Source organism: Pseudomonas sp. Pseusp10 (assembly GCF_059492225.1).
Genome location: NZ_CP168528.1, coordinates 2,099,074 through 2,116,323, shown reverse-complemented (window position 1 = coordinate 2,116,323; position 17,250 = coordinate 2,099,074). Strand labels below are relative to the sequence as shown.

Below are 17,250 nucleotides of genomic sequence, written 5' to 3'. Positions count from 1 at the left end.
GCCAGACTCTTTACCCTGCGATGACCCATGGCCGATTCTGCTTTTTTCTGCACCCTTTCTCATGAAGGTGTTCTCGCGGTCCGCGGCGCGGACGCCAGCAAATTCCTGCAAGGCCAACTGACCTGCAATCTCGACTACCTGAGCGATTCCCGGGCCAGCCTCGGTGCGCGCTGCACCCAAAAAGGCCGGATGCAATCGAGTTTCCGCATCCTGCTCGAAGGGGACGGCGTAGTCCTGGCCATGGCCACCGAATTACTCGAACCACAACTGGCGGACCTGAAAAAGTACGCGGTGTTTTCCAAGTCGAAACTGACCGACGAAAGTGCCGCCTGGGTCCGCTTCGGCGTTGACCATGGCGACACCGTACTGGCCAGCCTCGGCCTGGACCTGCCGGCAGAAACCGACAGCGTCGTGCGCAACGATGGGTTGATTGCCATCCGTGTCTCGCCTGAGCGCGCCGAGTTGTGGGTCGCCGCAGGTCTTGCCGATGCGGTCAAGAGCAAGCTATCGGCGGTGCTGAGCGAAGGTGATCTGAATCAATGGCTGCTGGGTCAGGTCCGCGCCGGGATCGGCCAGGTCATGCCGGGCACCCGCGAGTTGTTCATCCCACAGATGCTCAACCTGCAAGCGATCGGTGGCGTGAGTTTCAAGAAAGGTTGCTACACCGGGCAGGAAATCGTCGCGCGGATGCAGTACCTGGGCAAACTCAAGCGCCGCTTGTATCGCCTGCAACTGGCTGCCAGCGAACTGCCTGAACCGGGTATACCGCTGTTTTCCCCAACCCACGGCAGCTCCATCGGCGAAGTGGTGCTGGCTGCCAGCGCCGGACAGAACATTGAACTCCTGGCTGTGTTGCAAGCCGAAGCAGCAGACAGTGGAGACATCCACCTGGGCGCGCTCGAAGGGCCGTCCTTGCAGCTGCTCGACCTGCCTTATGAACTGGACCGCGATCGCGAAATCCAGCAGTAACGGCAGCACTTCTAGAGAGACTAAATGAGCGAGCTGGCGGAAAAGGTCCAACAGGATTTGGTTGAGGCCATCAATAACGATGACCTGGTTCTGCCAACGTTACCGGAAGTGGCCCTGCAAATTCGCAAGGCCGCAGAAAACCCGGAAGTCAGCGTCAGTACCCTGAGCAAAGTGATCGGTCGTGATACCGCGCTGTCGGCACGCCTGATCAAAGTGGTCAATAGCCCACTGTTGCGCGCGACCCAGGAAGTGACCGATCTGCATACCGCGATCACCCGCCTGGGCATCAACTACAGCTGTAATCTGGCGATCGGCCTGGTCATGGAGCAGATTTTCCATGCCCGCTCCGACGTGGTGGAACAGAAGATGCGCGATGTCTGGCGTAAAAGCCTGGAAATCGCCGGCGTCAGCTACGCCTTGTGCCGCCGCTACACCCGACTCAAGCCCGACCAGGCGGCCCTTGGCGGGCTGGTGCATCAGATCGGCGTGCTGCCGATCCTGACCTACGCCGAAGATCACTATGAGCTGCTGTCCGACCCGGTCAGCCTCAACCATGTGATCGACCGGATTCATCCGCTGATCGGCGAAAAACTGCTCAGGGTCTGGGAGTTTCCCGACATGCTGGTGCAAGTGCCGCAGCTATACCTGAACTTTCAACGCCAGTCTGCGCAGGTCGATTATGTGGATCTGGTGCAGGTGGCCAGTCTGTATTGCCACAAAGACACTGACCATCTGATCTCGAGCATCGATCCCTTCAGCGTACCTGCTTTCGTCAAGCTCGGGATCGATCCGGACAACACGGCGATGTGTGCCGATCTGGAAGAAACACGCTCGATGTTTTACTGATCAAAGACCGCGTTGCCCCCATCGTCGGAACGCCGCCCGGAGCAAGCTCGCTCCCACAGGGATTTGTGGTGTTGCATAGATCCAATGTGGGAGCGAGCTCGCTCGCGATGGGGCCAGAACAAGCCCCATCACTCTCCGGCAACAAAGCTCACCCGCACCTTCAACCCCGCCTGCTCGCCATCGTGCAGGCTGATCTGGGCCAGATGCGCGCGGCAGATCTCACCGACAATCGCCAAACCCAACCCCGAACCGGCCACTTGCTGATTGCGTCGGTAAAAACGCTCGAATACCCGGCCGCGCTCCTCCAGAGGAATGCCGGGACCATCATCTTCGACTTCCAGCACCGCTGGCGCCGAGACGCGCAAAATCACGTTGCCACCCGGTGGCGTGTGGGCCAGTGCGTTATCCACCAGATTGCTCAGCAGCTCGTTCAATAGCGTCGGCTCGCCCCGCAGCCAGACGGGTTCATCCGCCTCCAGCGCCAGCGCGATACCGCGCTTGTGCGCCAACGGCGCCATGGCCATGCCCAGCTCCCGGGCCAATTGACTCAGGTCCAGCAACTGCGCGCCGCCCTCGGCAATCGCCCTGGCACCATTTTCGACCCGCGCCAGGGAAAGCAACTGATTGGCCAGGTGGGTCAAGCGATCAGTACCCTGGGCCGCGGTCTCCAAAGTGCTGCGCCAGGTATCGGGCTCGGCTGAGCGCATGCCCAGTTCCAGTCGCGCCTTGAGCGCCGCCAGAGGCGTACGCAGTTCATGGGCCGCATCGGCGATGAATTGCGCCTGTTTCTCGAACTGCCCGCGCAGGCGCTCGGTAAAGTGATTGAGTGCACGCACCAACGGCCATAATTCGCGTTGTACTTCCACCAGAGGCAAGGGGCGCAGATCGTCCGGCTGGCGCTCTTCCACCGCCGTGCGCAAGCGCTCCAGCGGGCGCAATGCGGCACTCACCGCAAACCACACCAGCATCAATGCCCCGACTGCCAGCATACCCAGGCGTAACAAAGTATCCGCCGCCAGACTGCGGGCCATGCTCACTCGCGCTTCATCGGTTTCTGCTACGCGGATTTCCGCCATGCCGTTCATGTTCGGCTCGCTCACGGGTTTGAGCAGGCTCACCACGCGCACGTTCTGCCCGCGATACTGGGCGTTGTAGAAACGTGCCAGCGCCGGATAGTCATCGGTGCGCGGCGTTCCCGGCGGTGGCGCCGGCAGGTTTTCGTAACCGGAAATCAGCTTCTGATTGATGTCGTTGACCAGATAGAAAATCCGCCCGGCGCTGTCGTAGGCAAACGTATCGAGGGCCACGTAGGGCACGTCGGCACTCAGGGTGCCGTCGCGCTGGGAGATGCCGGCAGCGATGGTCCGCGCCGAGGCCAGCAAGGTGCGGTCATAGGCCGTGTCGGCGGCTTCGCGACCGTTCCAGTAGGCGCTCAAGCCGCTGGCCAGCATCAACACCACCAGCAATAAAGCCAGGTTCCACAGCAACCGCCAACGCAGGCTGCTGGGCTTATGCATCGCGGCTTTCCAGCAAGTAACCGAGGCCGCGGAAGGTCACGATGGCGACCGGCTGGCCGTCGAGTTTCTTGCGCAGGCGGTGCACGTAGATTTCGATCGCATCGGGACTGGCCTCTTCATCGAGACCGAACACTTGGGAGGCCAGTTGCTCCTTGCTCATCACCCGGCCGGGACGCGCAATCAGGGCTTCGAGTACAGCCTGTTCGCGGGAGGTCAGGGTCAGCAGCTCTTCGCCGAGGGTGAAACGCCGGGTTTCCAGGTCATAGGCCAGCACACCGCAGCGCTGAATACGCTCACCGCCCAGCACACTGCGGCGCAGCAAGGCTTTGACCCGGGCTTCCAGCTCGGTCAGTTCGAATGGCTTGGCCAGGTAATCGTCGGCGCCAAGGTTCAGGCCGTGGACGCGATCTTTGACATCGCTGCGCGCGGTCAGCATCAAAACCGGCAGGTTCTTGCCCCGCGCCCGCAAACGCGCCAGCACTTCGAAACCATCCATGCGCGGCAAGCCGACGTCGAGGATCGCCATGGCGTATTCCTCGCTGCCCAGCGCCAGGTCGGCCGCCACGCCATCGTGCAGCACGTCCACGGTCAGCCCGGTGCTCTTGAGCGCCTGGGCGACACTTTCGGCGAGCTGCAGATGGTCTTCGACGAGCAGGACACGCATGGATCTTTACCTCATTCCGGGATGGTCGACGCCATTCTCTGGCGCGAAGTTTACAGCCGCAACCGCCGCTGTGAAGCCCGAAAACCGTGAAAGTCAGCTGAAAGGTTAGCGAAAGGTTAGCCCGTTACAGTCCGGCCACGGACAGTTTCGACTGCCGTCGCTGCCGCCACACAGCGATACGAAAAACGCCTCGAAGCGTTTTCGACAAATAAGAACAATAAACGGAGTAAGTCATCCATGCAGTCCCTGCAGACCCAGGCTATCGCGCCTGCCCGCCTCTCCCGTTTCAGCCACACTGCGCTTGCCAGCGCTGCCGCCCTTGCCGGCTTTTCACCATTGAGCCAGGCCGCATTCTTCGAAGACAGCTCGGCCACTTTCGAAACCCGCAACATGTACTTCAATCGCGATTTTCGCGACGGCACCAGCGCCCAACAGTCCAAGCGTGACGAGTGGGCCCAGGGCTTCATGCTCAATCTGAAATCAGGCTACACCGACGGCACCGTGGGGTTCGGTGTCGATGCCCTGGGCATGATGGGGGTCAAGCTCGATTCGAGCCCGGATCGTACCGGTACCGGCCTGCTGCCGACCGACGATGGACGGGCCGTCGACGAATACTCCAAGCTCGGCCTGACCGGCAAAGTGAAGATCTCCGCCAGCGAGCTGAAAATCGGCACCCTGTTCCCGGAACTGCCGATTCTCAAGGCCAACGACGGGCGCATCCTGCCACAGACCTTCGAAGGCGGCATGCTGACCTCCAAAGAGATCAAGAACCTGACCTTCACCGGCGGGCGCCTCGACAAGGCCAAGGATCGCGACAGCACCGACTTCGAGGACATTGCCCTCAACAACAAGAACAGCCGTTTCGCTGGCACTGTGGCCGGCAAGCACTTTGACTTTGGTGGCCTGGACTACAAGTTCACCGACAAGATCACCGGCAGCTACCACTTCGCGCAACTCGATGAAGTCTACAACCAGCACTTTCTCGGGTTGATCGCCTCGCAGCCATTCGGTCCCGGTACCTTTGGCACTGACCTGCGGCTTGCCATCAGTGATGACCAGGGCGAGGCCCGTGGCGGCAAGATCGATAACAAATCCCTCAACGGTCTGGTGAGTTACGCCTTGAGCGGGCACAAGTTCAGCGCGGGCTACCAGCACATGTCCGGCGACAGCGCATTCCCGTATGTGGATGGCAGCGACCCGTACCTGGTGAACTTCGTCCAGATCAACGACTTTGCCGGCGCCGAGGAGCGCTCCTGGCAAGCGCGTTATGACTTCGACTTCGTCACCCTCGGCGTCCCCGGCCTGAGCTTCATGAGCCGTTACGTGAGCGGTGACAACATCAAGCTCAAGAACGGTGACGAAGGCAAAGAGTGGGAACGCAACTCCGAGATTAAATATGTTGTACAAAGCGGCGCACTCAAGGATGTCGCCGTGCGCTTGCGCAACGCCACCTACCGCTCCAACTACTCTGCTCGCGATGCCGATGAAGTGCGTCTGCTGGTGAGCTATAGCGTTGCCCTTTGGTAATTCAGTACGTCGATAACAACAACTCCCAAGGAGACTTGAATGAACCTGTCAATGCGTAAACTAGCCCTCGCCGCCAGCGTCCTGCTGTTCACCGGCCAAGTGCTTGCCGAACCCAAACGCCCGGAATGCATCGCCCCAGCCTCACCCGGCGGTGGTTTCGACCTGACCTGCAAACTGGCGCAAAGCGCGCTGGTCAACGAAAAACTGCTGACCAAACCGATGCGCGTGACCTACATGCCCGGCGGTGTCGGCGCGGTGGCGTACAACGCGGTGGTTGCCCAGCGTCCGGCGGATGCAGGCACCCTGGTGGCATGGTCAAGCGGTTCGCTGCTGAACCTGGCCCAAGGCAAATTCGGTCGCTTCGATGAAAGCAACGTGCGCTGGCTGGCCGCCGTCGGCACCAGCTATGGCGCCATCGCGGTAAAAAGCGATTCGCCTTACAAGACTCTGGACGATCTGGTCCAGGCACTGAAGAAAGATCCGAGCAAAGTGGTGATCGGTTCCGGCGGCACCGTCGGCAGCCAAGACTGGATGCAAACCGCGCTGATCGCCAAGGCCGCCGGGATCAACCCGCGCGACCTGCGTTACGTTGCCCTTGAAGGTGGCGGTGAGATTGCCACCGCCCTGCTCGGCGGACACATCCAGGTCGGCAGCACCGACATCTCCGACTCCATGCCACACATCCAGAGCGGCGACATGCGGTTGCTGGCCGTGTTTGCCGAGAAGCGTCTGGACGAGCCGGAAATGAAAGACATCCCGACCGCCAAAGAGCAAGGCTACGACATTGTCTGGCCGGTGGTGCGCGGCTTCTACCTCGGGCCAAAGGTCAGTGACGAAGACTACGCCTGGTGGAAAGACGCCTTCGACAAACTGCTGGCCTCGCCTGAATTCGCCAAGCTGCGCGATCAGCGTGAACTGTTCCCGTTCGCCATGACCGGCCCGGAACTGGACACCTACGTGAAGAAGCAAGTCGCGGACTACAAAGTGCTGGCCAAAGAGTTCGGCCTGATCCAGTGATCGCCTCTGTCTAGCGGCTGCGGCTCCGTTTTGCGGGGCCGCGGCACAGGAGTTTTCCATGCTCTTACAACGCATTTTTGCTTCGGTGCTGTTACTGGTCTGTCTCGGCCTGGCACTGATGGCGTGGCCGTACCAAGCGGCTTTTTCCTACGAACCGGTGGGGCCTCGGGCCTTTCCACTGCTGATGCTTGGCCTGATGGGCTCAGCGCTGTTGTACATGGCGTTCCGTCCGGCACCGATCAAGCACAGTGCTGACGAGCCGCCGCTGGATCGCGAAACCCTGACCAAGATCGGCATCTGCGTGGTGCTGTTGCTGGTGTTCGCCGGCACCTTCGAACCGCTGGGTTTCATCGTCGCCAGCATCCTGATCGGCGTGCCCATGGCCCGTCTGTATGGCGGTCGCTGGGTGCCAAGCATCGTGATCATCAGCCTGATGGCCGTCGGCCTCTACCTGCTGTTCGACAAGTTGATGGACGTGCCGCTGCCTTTGGGTGTGCTCGACGTTCTGGAGAACTGATATGGATACTCTTGGCTATTTGGGTCAGGGCTTCGGCGTCGCGCTGAGCCCGTACAACCTGGTGACCGCACTGTGCGGCACCCTGATCGGTACCGTGGTCGGCCTGTTGCCGGGCCTGGGGCCGATCAACGGCGTGGCACTGTTGATCCCGATCGCATTCGCCCTCGGCCTGCCACCGGAGTCGGCACTGATCCTGCTGGCGGCGGTGTATCTGGGTTGCGAATACGGCGGCCGGATCAGCTCGATCCTGCTGAACATCCCGGGCGAAGCGTCCACCGTGATGACCACCCTCGATGGTTACCCGATGGCACGCAAAGGCCTGGCCGGTGTAGCGCTGTCGCTGTCGGCATGGAGCTCGTTCATCGGTGCCTTTATCGCGACCTGCGGCATGGTGCTGTTCGCCCCGTTGCTGGCGAAATGGGCGATTGCCTTCGGCCCGGCGGAATATTTCGTGTTGATGGTGTTTGCGATTGTCTGCCTCGGCGGCATGGCCGGTGACCGTCCGCTGAAGACGTTCATCGCGGCGCTGATCGGTCTGTTCCTGTCGACCGTCGGCATCGACGCCAACAGCGGTGTGTATCGCTTCACCGGGGACAACATCCACCTGACCGACGGCATCCAGTTCGTCGTACTGGTGCTGGGCCTGTTCTCCATCAGCGAAATCCTGCTGCTGCTGGAAAAAACCCACCACGGCCAGGAAGCGGTGAAAGCCACCGGGCGCATGATGTTCAACTTCAAGGAAGCGGCGTCGGTGTTCGTGGTGAACATCCGTTGCGGCGTACTGGGTTTCATCATGGGCGTGTTGCCGGGTGCCGGTGCGACCCTGGCCAGTGCCGTGGCCTACATGACCGAAAAACGCATGGCTGGCGCCAAGGGTACTTTTGGCCAGGGCGACATGCGCGGCCTCGCCGCCCCGGAAACCGCCATCGGTGGCGCAGCTTGCGGTGCGCTGGTGCCGATGCTGACCCTCGGCGTTCCAGGTTCCGGCACCACGGCGGTGATGATCGGCGCGCTGTCGTTGTACAACATCACTCCGGGCCCGCTGCTGTTCCAACAGCAACCGGACATCGTCTGGGGCCTGATCGCTTCGTTGTTCATCGCCAACGTGATGCTGGTGATCCTCAACATCCCGATGATCCGCATCTTTACCCGCATCCTCGCCGTGCCGAACTGGGCACTGGTGCCGGTGATCGCGATCATTACCGGGATTGGTGTCTACGCGGTGCACGCTACAACGTTCGACCTGTTCCTGATGATCGGCATCGGCATCTTCGGTTATATCCTGCGCAAGCTGGACTTCCCGCTGTCGCCGGTATTGCTGGGCTTCATCCTCGGCGGCCTGATGGAACAGAACCTGCGTCGCGCCCTGTCGATCTCCAACGGTGCACTGGAAATCCTCTGGTCGAGCCCGATCACCTTCGGTTGCTGGATCCTGACGGCGATCATGCTGCTGATGCCGCTTATCCGCATCTGGCGCAAACGTTCGGCCGCGCAACGCGCTATCGCCGATGTCTGACAGGTCCCCCTTCAAACTCTGGTGGGGAACCCCGCTGGTCGGCCTGCTTGGCGGTTACCTCGCCAGCCAGGTCGGCTGGCCTTTGCCGTGGATGGTCGGCTCGTTGCTGGCGATCATCCTCGTGCGCTGCCTGACACCCTGGCAATTGGCCGAAATCCCTGGCGGCCGCAAGTGCGGCCAGTGGATCGTCGGCATCGGTATCGGCCTGCACTTCACCCCGCTGGTGATGGAGCAGGTGCTGAGTCATTTCGGTCTGATCTTCTTCGGTGCGTTGGTCACCAGCCTGTCTGCCGTGGTCGGCGTGTGGCTGATGCGCCGTACCGGTGAAGATCGCGCCACGGCGTTCTTTTCCAGCATGCCCGGCGGTTCCGGGGAGATGGTCAACCTCGGCGCCCGCAATGGTGCGGTGCTCAGCCGTGTGGCGGCGGGGCAGAGTTTGCGGGTGTTGGTCGTGGTGCTCTGCGTACCGGCGGCGTTCAAGTATTTGTTGGGCGATGGTGCCCCGGTTTTACATGCCAACGCTGTGGACTGGCGCTGGCTGGCCCTGCTGTTCCCCGCTGGCGCTTTGGCGGCCTGGATCTGGGAACGCCTGCGGCAACCCAACCCCTGGCTGTTCGGGCCATTGCTGGTCAGTGCGACCGTCAGCATCGGCTGGGATCTGCACATCGGCTTGCCCAATGGCGGTAGCCAGATTGGCCAATGGTTGATCGGCAGCGGTCTGGGCTGTCACTTCAACCGACAGTTTTTCCGGCGTGCGCCATCGTTCATGGGCCGCACCCTGATCGGCACGGTGCTGACCATGCTGATTGCGACCGTAGCAGCCCTGGGTTTGAGTGCGCTGACCCACCTGGATCTGCGCTCACTGACATTGGGCATGATGCCCGGCGGCATTGCCGAGATGAGCCTGACGGCGGAAACCCTGCAACTGTCGGTGCCGCTGGTGACGGCAATGCAGGTGATGCGGTTGTTGTTTGTGCTGTTTCTGGCGGAGCCGTTGTTCAAGTACTGGGACCGTAATCCCGAGCCAGACTAATAGACCGAGTGCCCCCCATCGCGAGCAAGCTCGCTCCCACAAGGATCACGCGAACCTTGTGAGAGCGAGCTTGCTCGCGATGGGGCCAGTCAGGTCAACCAATCAAACCGGCGGCAACCGCCACTCGATCGGCGTCTCGCCATTCTGCTCAAGAAACTTGTTGGTGCGGCTGAAGTGCCCGCACCCGAGAAAGCCGCGATAGGCCGATAGCGGTGACGGGTGCACCGAAGTCAGCACCAGGTGCTTGGTGGCATCGATCAGTTTCTGCTTACTCTGGGCATGGGCGCCCCACAGCATGAACACCAGGTGCGGTTGCTGCTGGCTGACCACTTCAATGACCCGATCGGTGAAAAACTGCCAGCCCTTGTCCTTGTGCGCATTGGCATTGGCGCGCTCTACAGTCATGGTGGTGTTGAGCATCAACACGCCCTGATCGGCCCAGCTCTGCAAGTAGCCATGGTTGGGGATGTCGATGTTCAGGTCGCGTTTGAGTTCTTTGTAAATGTTCACCAATGACGGTGGCGCCGGCACACCGGGTTGCACCGAAAAACACAAACCATGGGCCTGGCCCGGGCCGTGATAAGGATCCTGACCGAGGATCACCACTTTGACCTTGTTCAGCGGCGTGGAATTGAGCGCGTTGAAAATCATCGGCCCCGGCGGATAGATTTCCTTGCCGGCCGCCCGCTCCTGTTGCAGGAAGTTTCGCAACTCTGTCATGTAGGGCTGGTCGAATTCGGCACGCAGTGCCTCCTTCCAGCTCGGTTCGAGTTTGATACGGTCGTCAGCAGTCATGGTCATACCCGGCAAAAACAATGGGGCGAACCCTAGGAAAGCGCACCACGCTTGTCAATTGATCTGACGCAGATCCGGCACTTTCCTACACTGCGATCATACTTAACCTTCAAATTCCCGATCGAGGTCACGATGAATCTGCACTTCGAAGAACTCACCGGCACCGACGGCGCCCGCATCGGCATCGCCAGCCTGGATGCCGAAAAATCCCTGAACGCCCTGTCCCTGCCGATGATCAACGCCCTGCGCGACCGCATGGCGGCCTGGGCCAAGGACCCGCAGATCGTCTGCGTGCTGTTGCGCGGTAATGGCCCCAAAGCTTTTTGTGCCGGGGGTGAAGTGCGCAGCCTGGTCGACGCCTGCCGCGCGCAAGCCGGGGAAGTGCCGCCACTGGCCGCGCACTTTTTTGCGGCGGAATATCGCCTGGACTTCCACCTGCACACCTACCCCAAACCGTTGATCTGCTGGGGCCATGGCTATGTGCTGGGCGGCGGCCTGGGGTTGTTGCAAGGGGCGAGCATTCGCATCGTCACACCGAGCAGCCGGTTGGCAATGCCCGAGATCAGCATTGGCCTGTACCCGGACGTTGGCGCCAGTTGGTTTCTGTCGCGCCTGCCAGGCAGGCTCGGGTTGTTCCTGGGCCTGACCGGTGCGCACATGAACGGCCGCGATGCCATCGACCTGGACCTGGCGGATCGTTTCCTGCGCGATGAGCAGCAGCCGGAATTGATTGAAGGCCTGTTGCAATTGAACTGGCAGGAACAGACACCCATGCAGCTCAACAGCCTGCTCAAGGCCTTACAGCAGGAAGCCGTGGCGCAGATGCCCGAAGCCCAGTGGTTGCCGCGCCGTCAGCAGATCGATGAGCTGCTGGATGTCAGTGACGTGCGTTGCGCCTGGAAGGCCATCAGCGCCTTGCGCGATCACAGCGATCTGTTGCTGAGCCGCGCGGCCAGGACCATGAGCGAAGGCGCGCCGCTGACCGCTCATCTGGTGTGGGAGCAGATCGTCCGTGCCCGGCACCTGTCGCTGGCCGAAGTCTTTCAGATGGAATACACCCTGAGCCTCAACTGCTGTCGTCATCCGGAATTCAGCGAAGGCGTACGTGCCCGGTTGATCGACAAGGATCAGAAGCCGCACTGGCACTGGCCGGACATCAACAACGTACCGGACGCGGTGGTAGAGGCGCACTTTCACAAGGCGTGGGAAGGCCGGCATCCGTTGGCGGATTTGTCCGAGTATTAAAGTCCGGACATAAAAAATGTGGGAGCGGGCTTGCTCCGGGCGGCGTTCCGACGAAGGCGGAGTGTCAGGCACATTGATTTTGACTGACACTCCCTCATCGCGAGCAAGCTCGCTCCCACATTAGAGCTGTGTTCTATATAAAACTAGCGGTGATTACCCCGCCAGTTGTGATCGTCGCGTTCGCCACGATGGTTGCGCCAGTCATGGCCGCGAGAGTCATTGTTCCAGTCCCCGCGGTTACGGCCGTCCCAGCCATGGTTCTGATGCATCCGGTAATCACCCCGATATGGCTGGTAGTAACGCGGAGCGGGCTGGTAATAGCGCGGTTGATACATCCGCGGCTGGTAGTAATAGCGCGGTGTCGGCTGGTAATACCGCGCTGGCGGCATGTAATACCGAGGCGACGGTGTGTAGTAACCATTGGAATAGTAGGAACTCCCCCCGGCGTAATGGGTTGGCGCAGGCGAGGTATAGACTTCGGAACTGTAATAACTGCCTCCTTCGTCGTAATAAGGCACGCACCCACCAAGGGATAATCCCAATACAGCAAGCAGAAGAATTCGCCGCAGCTTATTTTGACAGAGCATGGCGGCCTCCTGGACCGCGGGTGAGCCACACCAGCGACGCTGGCAAGCGACAGTCAAATGTTCGGTGACTGTCGAAAGATCAGACATCGATTTCGGAATCTGGTGCGCCCTTGAAACAAGTGGAAACATCTGGCCGATGAAAGGTTTTTCATCCATTCACGCCCTGATTAACGGTGGCCACCGTGAAATCCACCGCCATGATATCCACCTCCGTTATACCAACCGCCGCGATAGCCGTGGCCACCGTAGTAACCGTGCGCACCATGGTAATAGGAGCGATAGCCACCGTAATAACGTGGGCCGTAATAGCCGCCGTAGTAATAAGGCGAGTAGTAACCTGGGTAGTAATAAGATGTCCCGTAGACGTCGGCAGGACTGTCGTAGTAATAGCAGCCAGACAATCCAAAACCGAGCACTGCACCAAACAACAAACGACGCAACATGACGGCCTCCGTAAAGACCAGTGACAGCAGTCGGAACAGACCGGCTGACATCTGTTTTGACTGGTAAATCTCTGCCAAGTGCAACGTCGCACCCACCTTCGGATCAGCGGCGGATACGTTCCAATGCGGTGCGCTTGCGCACCATCACAAGGCAGCCCGCCTTTCCAGTCAAACCCGTCGTCCTTCCTGTCCCCCACGCTAGAGCGTTCGGACCGACTTGGCACGCCTCTCGCTTTAGCAAAACCGTGCAGGAGTCACCACAGGTTCGCGGCACCACAATTTGCAATGGCTGACTAGGGTTCCGGCTCGCAATCGCGAGTGACTGGTCCGAGAGTTGGCGACCTCCAGTTGAGGTTACACGGCGGGACAAAAGCCCGGGAGACAAGCCACCGTTCGCGGTGCCGCTGCCGTCCTGTCCGTCCTTGATCAACTGGAGAACCACCATGTCCCAGCTTCGTTTACCCGCCCTGCTCGCCGCTGCGTTCGCGGCCCTCGTGAGCTTCTCGTCCCAGGCCGCCCAGAAAGACCACTTCAGCGTGTGCTGGACCATCTACGCCGGCTGGATGCCGTGGGAATACGCCGGCAGCCAGGGCATCGTCGATAAATGGGCGAAAAAGTACGGCATCAAGATCGACGTGGTGCAGCTCAACGATTACGTCGAATCGATCAACCAGTACACCGCCGGCCAGTTCGACGGTTGCACCATGACCAACATGGACGCGCTGACCATTCCGGCCGCCGGCGGCGTCGACAGCACTGCGCTGATCGTCAGCGATTTCTCCAACGGCAACGACGGCATCGTGCTCAAGGGCGAAGGCAAGAAAGTCGCCGACCTCAAGGGCATGGACGTCAACCTGGTAGAACTTTCGGTCTCCCACTACCTGCTGGCCCGGGCTCTGGATTCGGTGGATCTCACCGAGAAAGACCTAAAAGTGGTCAACACCTCCGACGCCGATATCTCGGCGGCCTTCAACACCGAACAGGTCAGCGCCGTCACCACCTGGAACCCGATGCTCTCGGACATCAAGGCCAAGCCCGGGGTGAGCGAAGTGTTCAATTCCAGCCAGATCCCCGGCGAAATCATGGACATGATGGTGGTCAACTCCCAGACCCTCAAAGACAACCCGGCCCTCGGCAAGGCGCTGACCGGCGCCTGGTTTGAAGTGGTCGAGTTGATGAACGCCAGGAACGCTGCGGGCAAAGCCGCACTGGAACACATGGCCAAAGCCTCGGGCACCGACCTGCCGGGTTTCCAGGCACAACTGGACACCACCAAACTGTTCGCCACGCCCAAGGAGGCCCTGGCGTTCAGCACCAGCAAGCAACTGCCGGACACCATGCGCAAAGTCGCCGAGTTTTCCTTCCAGCACGGCTTGCTGGGTGAAGGCGCCAAGGACACCAGCGCAGTCGGCATGGCCTTCGCCAACGGCGTGACCAGCGGCGACAAGGGCAACCTCAAGCTGCGCTTCGACCCGAGTTACGTGCAGATGGCCGCCGACGCCAAGCTGTAAAAAGAGGACTTGGCCATGCGCCTGATCAACCTTCACCCGGACCGCCCGAGTCGCCTGCTGTTGGTGATCCTGCCGTTCGCCCTGGTGCTGTTTGCCTACTTCACGGGCTCGGCCGAGCGACTGGCGGACAACCCTAATGACAAGCTGCTGCCCAGCGCCGTGCAGATGACCGATGCGGTGAAACGCCTGGCGTTCGTGGCCGACACCCGCACCGGCGAATACCTGCTCTGGCAGGACACGGCGTCCAGCCTGCAACGTCTGGCCATCGGCCTGGGCATCAGCGCCTTGGCCGGGCTGTGCCTGGGCATCGCCGCCGGTACCCTGCCACTGTTCGGTGCGCCGTTGTCACCGTTGCTGACGGTGCTGTCGATGGTGCCACCGCTGGCGATCCTGCCGATCCTGTTCATCGTCTTCGGCCTGGGGGAATTGTCGAAAGTGATGCTGATCGTCATCGGCATCACCCCGGCCCTGGCCCGGGACCTGGAACAGCGCGCCCGGGAAATTCCCGTGGAGCTGCTGATCAAGGCCCAGACCCTCGGTGCCTCGACCTGGACCCTGATGTTGCGGGTGGTGCTGCCACAACTGCTGCCACGGATGTTGATCTCGCTGCGCTTGATGCTCGGCTCGGCGTGGCTGTTCCTGATTGCCGCCGAGGCCATCGCCTCTACCGACGGCCTCGGCTACCGGATTTTCCTGGTGCGCCGCTACCTGGCTATGGACGTGATCCTGCCGTACGTGGTGTGGATCACCCTGCTTGCCTGGCTGATGGATTGGGGGCTCAAGTACCTGACGCGTCGGGCGTTCCCTTGGTACGAGGGGGCCGCCAAATGAGCTTCATCAGCGTTAAAAACGTCTGGCAGCAATACGCCGATCAGGTGGTGCTCGAAGGCCTGAACCTGAACGTCAACGAGGGTGAGTTCTGCACACTCGTCGGCGCTTCCGGTTGCGGTAAATCGACCTTCCTGCGCCTGCTGCTCGGCCAGGAACGCGCCAGTCGCGGCGAGATCCTGCTCGACGGTCAGCCCTTGGCCAGTGAGCCGGACGCCAGTCGTGGCGTGGTGTTCCAGCGCTACTCGGTGTTCCCGCACTTGAGCGTGCTGGACAACGTCGCCCTGGGCCTCGAACTGCCACGCTCATCCTTGCTCGGACGCCTGTTCGGCAGCGCTAGAAAAGAGGCCCGCGAACAGGCATCGGTGCTGCTGCACAAAGTCGGTCTCGGTCACTCGCTGGACAAGTACCCGGCGCAGCTTTCCGGCGGCATGCAGCAACGACTGGCCATCGCTCAGGCACTGATCATGAAGCCCCGCGTGCTGTTGCTCGACGAACCGTTCGGTGCCCTCGATCCGGGCATCCGCAAAGACATGCACGCCTTGCTGCTGGAGCTGTGGCGCGAGACCCGATTGACGGTGTTCATGGTCACCCATGACCTGTCCGAAGGCTTCAGCCTTGGCACGCGCCTGCTGGTGTTCGACAAGGTTCGCCTCGACCCGCACGCACCCGGTGCCTATGGCGCACGCATCACCTACGACATCCCGTTGAACAGCGACCGCCGCGCCGACCGTGCCGTCGTCGACGCCTTGCCGGTGCATCTGGCGGGCTCACTTCGAACTGCTTGAGAGGAATTTTCCAGTGACTGATTCGACCCAACTGTTCCCGCCCTTCGCCGAAGAAATGCTCCCCGGCGGCGGCCATCGCTCTTTTGTGCTCAAGCGCGGCCAACTGCTGCGCCTGACCGACCTGCGCGGCGGCGCCAACGTCAGCCTGACGTTGCTCAATGCCAATGAAAAAACCGAACGCCTGAACCTGCCCGACAGCCTCAAATGCCAACACACTGCCAAGCTCACCGCCGGCCATTGCCTGTACTCGGACATGGGCCGCGTGCTGGCCGCCATCACCGCCGACACTTGCGGCTGGAGCGACAGTCTGGGTGGCGTGCTCTGCGCTGAAGAAGTCGCAGAAAAGTACGGCGCAGGCCGCTACCAGGAACTGCGCAACGGCTTCTTCCGCAACGGTACCGACAATCTGTTGGTGGAGCTGGGCAAGTGGGGGCTGGGTCTGTCCGACCTGCTGATGACCCTCAACCTGTTCAGCCGCGTGAACGTCGACGACGCCGGGCGCTTCCACTTTGTCGAGGGCAACTCCAAGGCCGGCGACTACATCGAGTTGTACGCGCCGATGGACACCCTGGTGGTGCTCACCGCTCTGCAACACCCGATGGACCCGACGCCGGAATACGCGCCGAAACCGCTGAAGCTCAGCTGGATGAACGCCGACGCCAGCGTCGCCGAACACTGCCGCACCTCGCGCCCGGAAAACGAGCGCGGCTTCATCAACACCGACCGTCTGTTCGCCTGAGGATCGCTGCCATGTCACTTGCAATCGCCACCGCTCCACAGTCGCCTGAAACTGCGGTCTACCGCGCCACCATCCCCGCCGGCGAACCCTGGCTGATGGAGGTCAAGGCCGGCCAGACCCTGCGCATCCTCGATCTGGAAGGCAATCAGGCGGTCGATACGCTGTTCTACAGCGTCGCCAATCCAAAAGAACGCTACGACGTACAGCGCACCTTGCGCCGGCAGAACAGCGTGTACCTGAGCACCGGCAGCGTGCTGTATTCCAACCTCGGCAAGCCGATGCTGACCATCGTCGCCGACACCTGCGGGCGTCACGACACCCTCGGCGGCGCCTGTGCGCAAGAGAGCAACACCGTGCGCTACGCCCTGGAAAAACGCTACATGCACAGCTGCCGCGACAACTACCTGCGCGCCTGTGTTCACGATGGCCGCCTGGGCAAGGGCGACATCGGGCCAAACATCAACTTTTTCATGAACGTGCCGGTCACGGCTGACGGCGGCCTGACCTTCGAAGACGGCATCTCGGCACCGGGCAAGTACGTGGATCTGCGTGCGGAGATGGACGTGATCGTGCTGATCTCCAACTGCCCGCAATTGAACAACCCGTGCAACGCCTACAACCCCACTCCTGCGGAGCTGCTGGTATGGAACTGAAATTCCCGAGACTGCGCCGCTGGTTATTTGCCTTGTGCCAGGCCCGTTCAGGGCA

The 17,250-nt window shown here is 61.2% G+C and carries 18 protein-coding genes and 1 riboswitch; of the genes, 13 read left to right on the top strand and 5 right to left on the bottom strand.

Translation table 11 applies throughout. The features are described 5' to 3' along the window. Window positions 1-27 precede the first annotated feature (27 nt). Both ygfZ and ACEN8Z_RS09475 read left to right on the top strand, forming a co-directional pair. Window positions 28-969 carry a CAF17-like 4Fe-4S cluster assembly/insertion protein YgfZ gene (gene ygfZ, locus ACEN8Z_RS09480; protein ID WP_495597460.1) on the top strand — a complete coding sequence of 314 codons (942 nt, stop codon included), beginning with the start codon at window positions 28-30 and terminating at the stop codon, window positions 967-969. Between the two features lie 24 nt (window positions 970-993). Beyond that, a complete protein-coding gene (locus tag ACEN8Z_RS09475) occupies window positions 994-1,815 on the top strand; it encodes an HDOD domain-containing protein (protein ID WP_495597459.1) in 822 nt (273 codons plus the stop codon). 128 nt (window positions 1,816-1,943) lie between these two features. On the opposite strand, the gene ACEN8Z_RS09470 is transcribed toward ACEN8Z_RS09475, so the two are convergent. Both ACEN8Z_RS09470 and ACEN8Z_RS09465 read right to left on the bottom strand, forming a co-directional pair. After that, window positions 1,944-3,332 carry a sensor histidine kinase gene (locus ACEN8Z_RS09470; protein ID WP_495597458.1) on the bottom strand — a complete coding sequence of 463 codons (1,389 nt, stop codon included), beginning with the start codon at window positions 3,330-3,332 and terminating at the stop codon, window positions 1,944-1,946. Further along, entirely contained in the window at window positions 3,325-3,996 is a 672-nt protein-coding gene (locus ACEN8Z_RS09465; protein WP_007979804.1) for a response regulator, read from the bottom strand. The genes ACEN8Z_RS09470 and ACEN8Z_RS09465 overlap by 8 nt, the downstream gene beginning before the upstream one ends. A 237-nt stretch (window positions 3,997-4,233) precedes the next feature. Between ACEN8Z_RS09465 and ACEN8Z_RS09460 the strand changes: the two genes are divergently transcribed. From ACEN8Z_RS09460 to ACEN8Z_RS09440, 5 genes are read left to right on the top strand one after another with little or no spacing between them, the layout of a single operon-like run. Next, on the top strand, window positions 4,234-5,523 hold the full coding sequence (locus tag ACEN8Z_RS09460) for an OprD family porin (protein WP_495597457.1): 1,290 nt from the start codon (window positions 4,234-4,236) through the stop codon (window positions 5,521-5,523). A gap of 39 nt (window positions 5,524-5,562) precedes the next feature. Next, window positions 5,563-6,540 (top strand): Bug family tripartite tricarboxylate transporter substrate binding protein, encoded by a 978-nt coding sequence (locus tag ACEN8Z_RS09455; RefSeq protein WP_495034320.1) that lies wholly within the window; start codon window positions 5,563-5,565, stop codon window positions 6,538-6,540. Between the two features lie 58 nt (window positions 6,541-6,598). Further along, on the top strand, window positions 6,599-7,057 hold the full coding sequence (locus ACEN8Z_RS09450) for a tripartite tricarboxylate transporter TctB family protein (RefSeq protein ID WP_007996224.1): 459 nt from the start codon (window positions 6,599-6,601) through the stop codon (window positions 7,055-7,057). Window position 7,058: 1 nt separating this feature from the next. Continuing rightward, entirely contained in the window at window positions 7,059-8,573 is a 1,515-nt protein-coding gene (locus tag ACEN8Z_RS09445; RefSeq protein ID WP_007996225.1) for a tripartite tricarboxylate transporter permease, read from the top strand. Next, on the top strand, window positions 8,566-9,606 hold the full coding sequence (locus tag ACEN8Z_RS09440) for an AbrB family transcriptional regulator (protein ID WP_495597456.1): 1,041 nt from the start codon (window positions 8,566-8,568) through the stop codon (window positions 9,604-9,606). Before ACEN8Z_RS09445 ends, ACEN8Z_RS09440 begins: the two co-directional genes overlap by 8 nt. 102 nt (window positions 9,607-9,708) lie before the next feature. On the opposite strand, the gene ung is transcribed toward ACEN8Z_RS09440, so the two are convergent. Further along, window positions 9,709-10,401, bottom strand: coding sequence for a uracil-DNA glycosylase (gene ung / locus ACEN8Z_RS09435; protein ID WP_007996228.1), 693 nt, complete (start codon window positions 10,399-10,401; stop codon window positions 9,709-9,711). Window positions 10,402-10,533: 132 nt separating this feature from the next. Between ung and dspII the strand changes: the two genes are divergently transcribed. Then, window positions 10,534-11,646: an enoyl-CoA hydratase/isomerase DspII gene (dspII, locus tag ACEN8Z_RS09430; protein ID WP_495597455.1), complete on the top strand. Its 1,113-nt coding sequence runs from the start codon at window positions 10,534-10,536 to the stop codon at window positions 11,644-11,646. Between the two features lie 143 nt (window positions 11,647-11,789). Here dspII and ACEN8Z_RS09425 read toward each other — a convergent pair whose 3' ends face one another. Next, window positions 11,790-12,233: a hypothetical protein gene (locus ACEN8Z_RS09425; protein ID WP_495597454.1), complete on the bottom strand. Its 444-nt coding sequence runs from the start codon at window positions 12,231-12,233 to the stop codon at window positions 11,790-11,792. Between the two features lie 167 nt (window positions 12,234-12,400). Then, window positions 12,401-12,676: a hypothetical protein gene (locus ACEN8Z_RS09420; RefSeq protein ID WP_495597453.1), complete on the bottom strand. Its 276-nt coding sequence runs from the start codon at window positions 12,674-12,676 to the stop codon at window positions 12,401-12,403. 282 nt (window positions 12,677-12,958) lie between these two features. Beyond that, a riboswitch (guanidine-I (ykkC/yxkD leader) is annotated at window positions 12,959-13,059 on the top strand. Between the two features lie 60 nt (window positions 13,060-13,119). Between ACEN8Z_RS09420 and ACEN8Z_RS09415 the strand changes: the two genes are divergently transcribed. From ACEN8Z_RS09415 to ACEN8Z_RS09395, 5 genes are read left to right on the top strand one after another with little or no spacing between them, the layout of a single operon-like run. Further along, entirely contained in the window at window positions 13,120-14,187 is a 1,068-nt protein-coding gene (locus ACEN8Z_RS09415) for a putative urea ABC transporter substrate-binding protein (RefSeq protein WP_495597452.1), read from the top strand. A 15-nt stretch (window positions 14,188-14,202) separates the two neighbouring features. Beyond that, window positions 14,203-15,018, top strand: a complete 816-nt coding sequence (locus tag ACEN8Z_RS09410) for an ABC transporter permease (protein WP_495597451.1) — start codon at window positions 14,203-14,205, stop codon at window positions 15,016-15,018. Further along, window positions 15,015-15,803: an ABC transporter ATP-binding protein gene (locus tag ACEN8Z_RS09405; protein ID WP_495597450.1), complete on the top strand. Its 789-nt coding sequence runs from the start codon at window positions 15,015-15,017 to the stop codon at window positions 15,801-15,803. The genes ACEN8Z_RS09410 and ACEN8Z_RS09405 overlap by 4 nt, the downstream gene beginning before the upstream one ends. Before the next feature lie 13 nt (window positions 15,804-15,816). Beyond that, entirely contained in the window at window positions 15,817-16,542 is a 726-nt protein-coding gene (locus ACEN8Z_RS09400; RefSeq protein WP_007984706.1) for an urea amidolyase associated protein UAAP1, read from the top strand. An 11-nt stretch (window positions 16,543-16,553) separates the two neighbouring features. Then, window positions 16,554-17,195: an urea amidolyase associated protein UAAP2 gene (locus tag ACEN8Z_RS09395; protein WP_007996701.1), complete on the top strand. Its 642-nt coding sequence runs from the start codon at window positions 16,554-16,556 to the stop codon at window positions 17,193-17,195. Window positions 17,196-17,250: the final 55 nt, after the last annotated feature.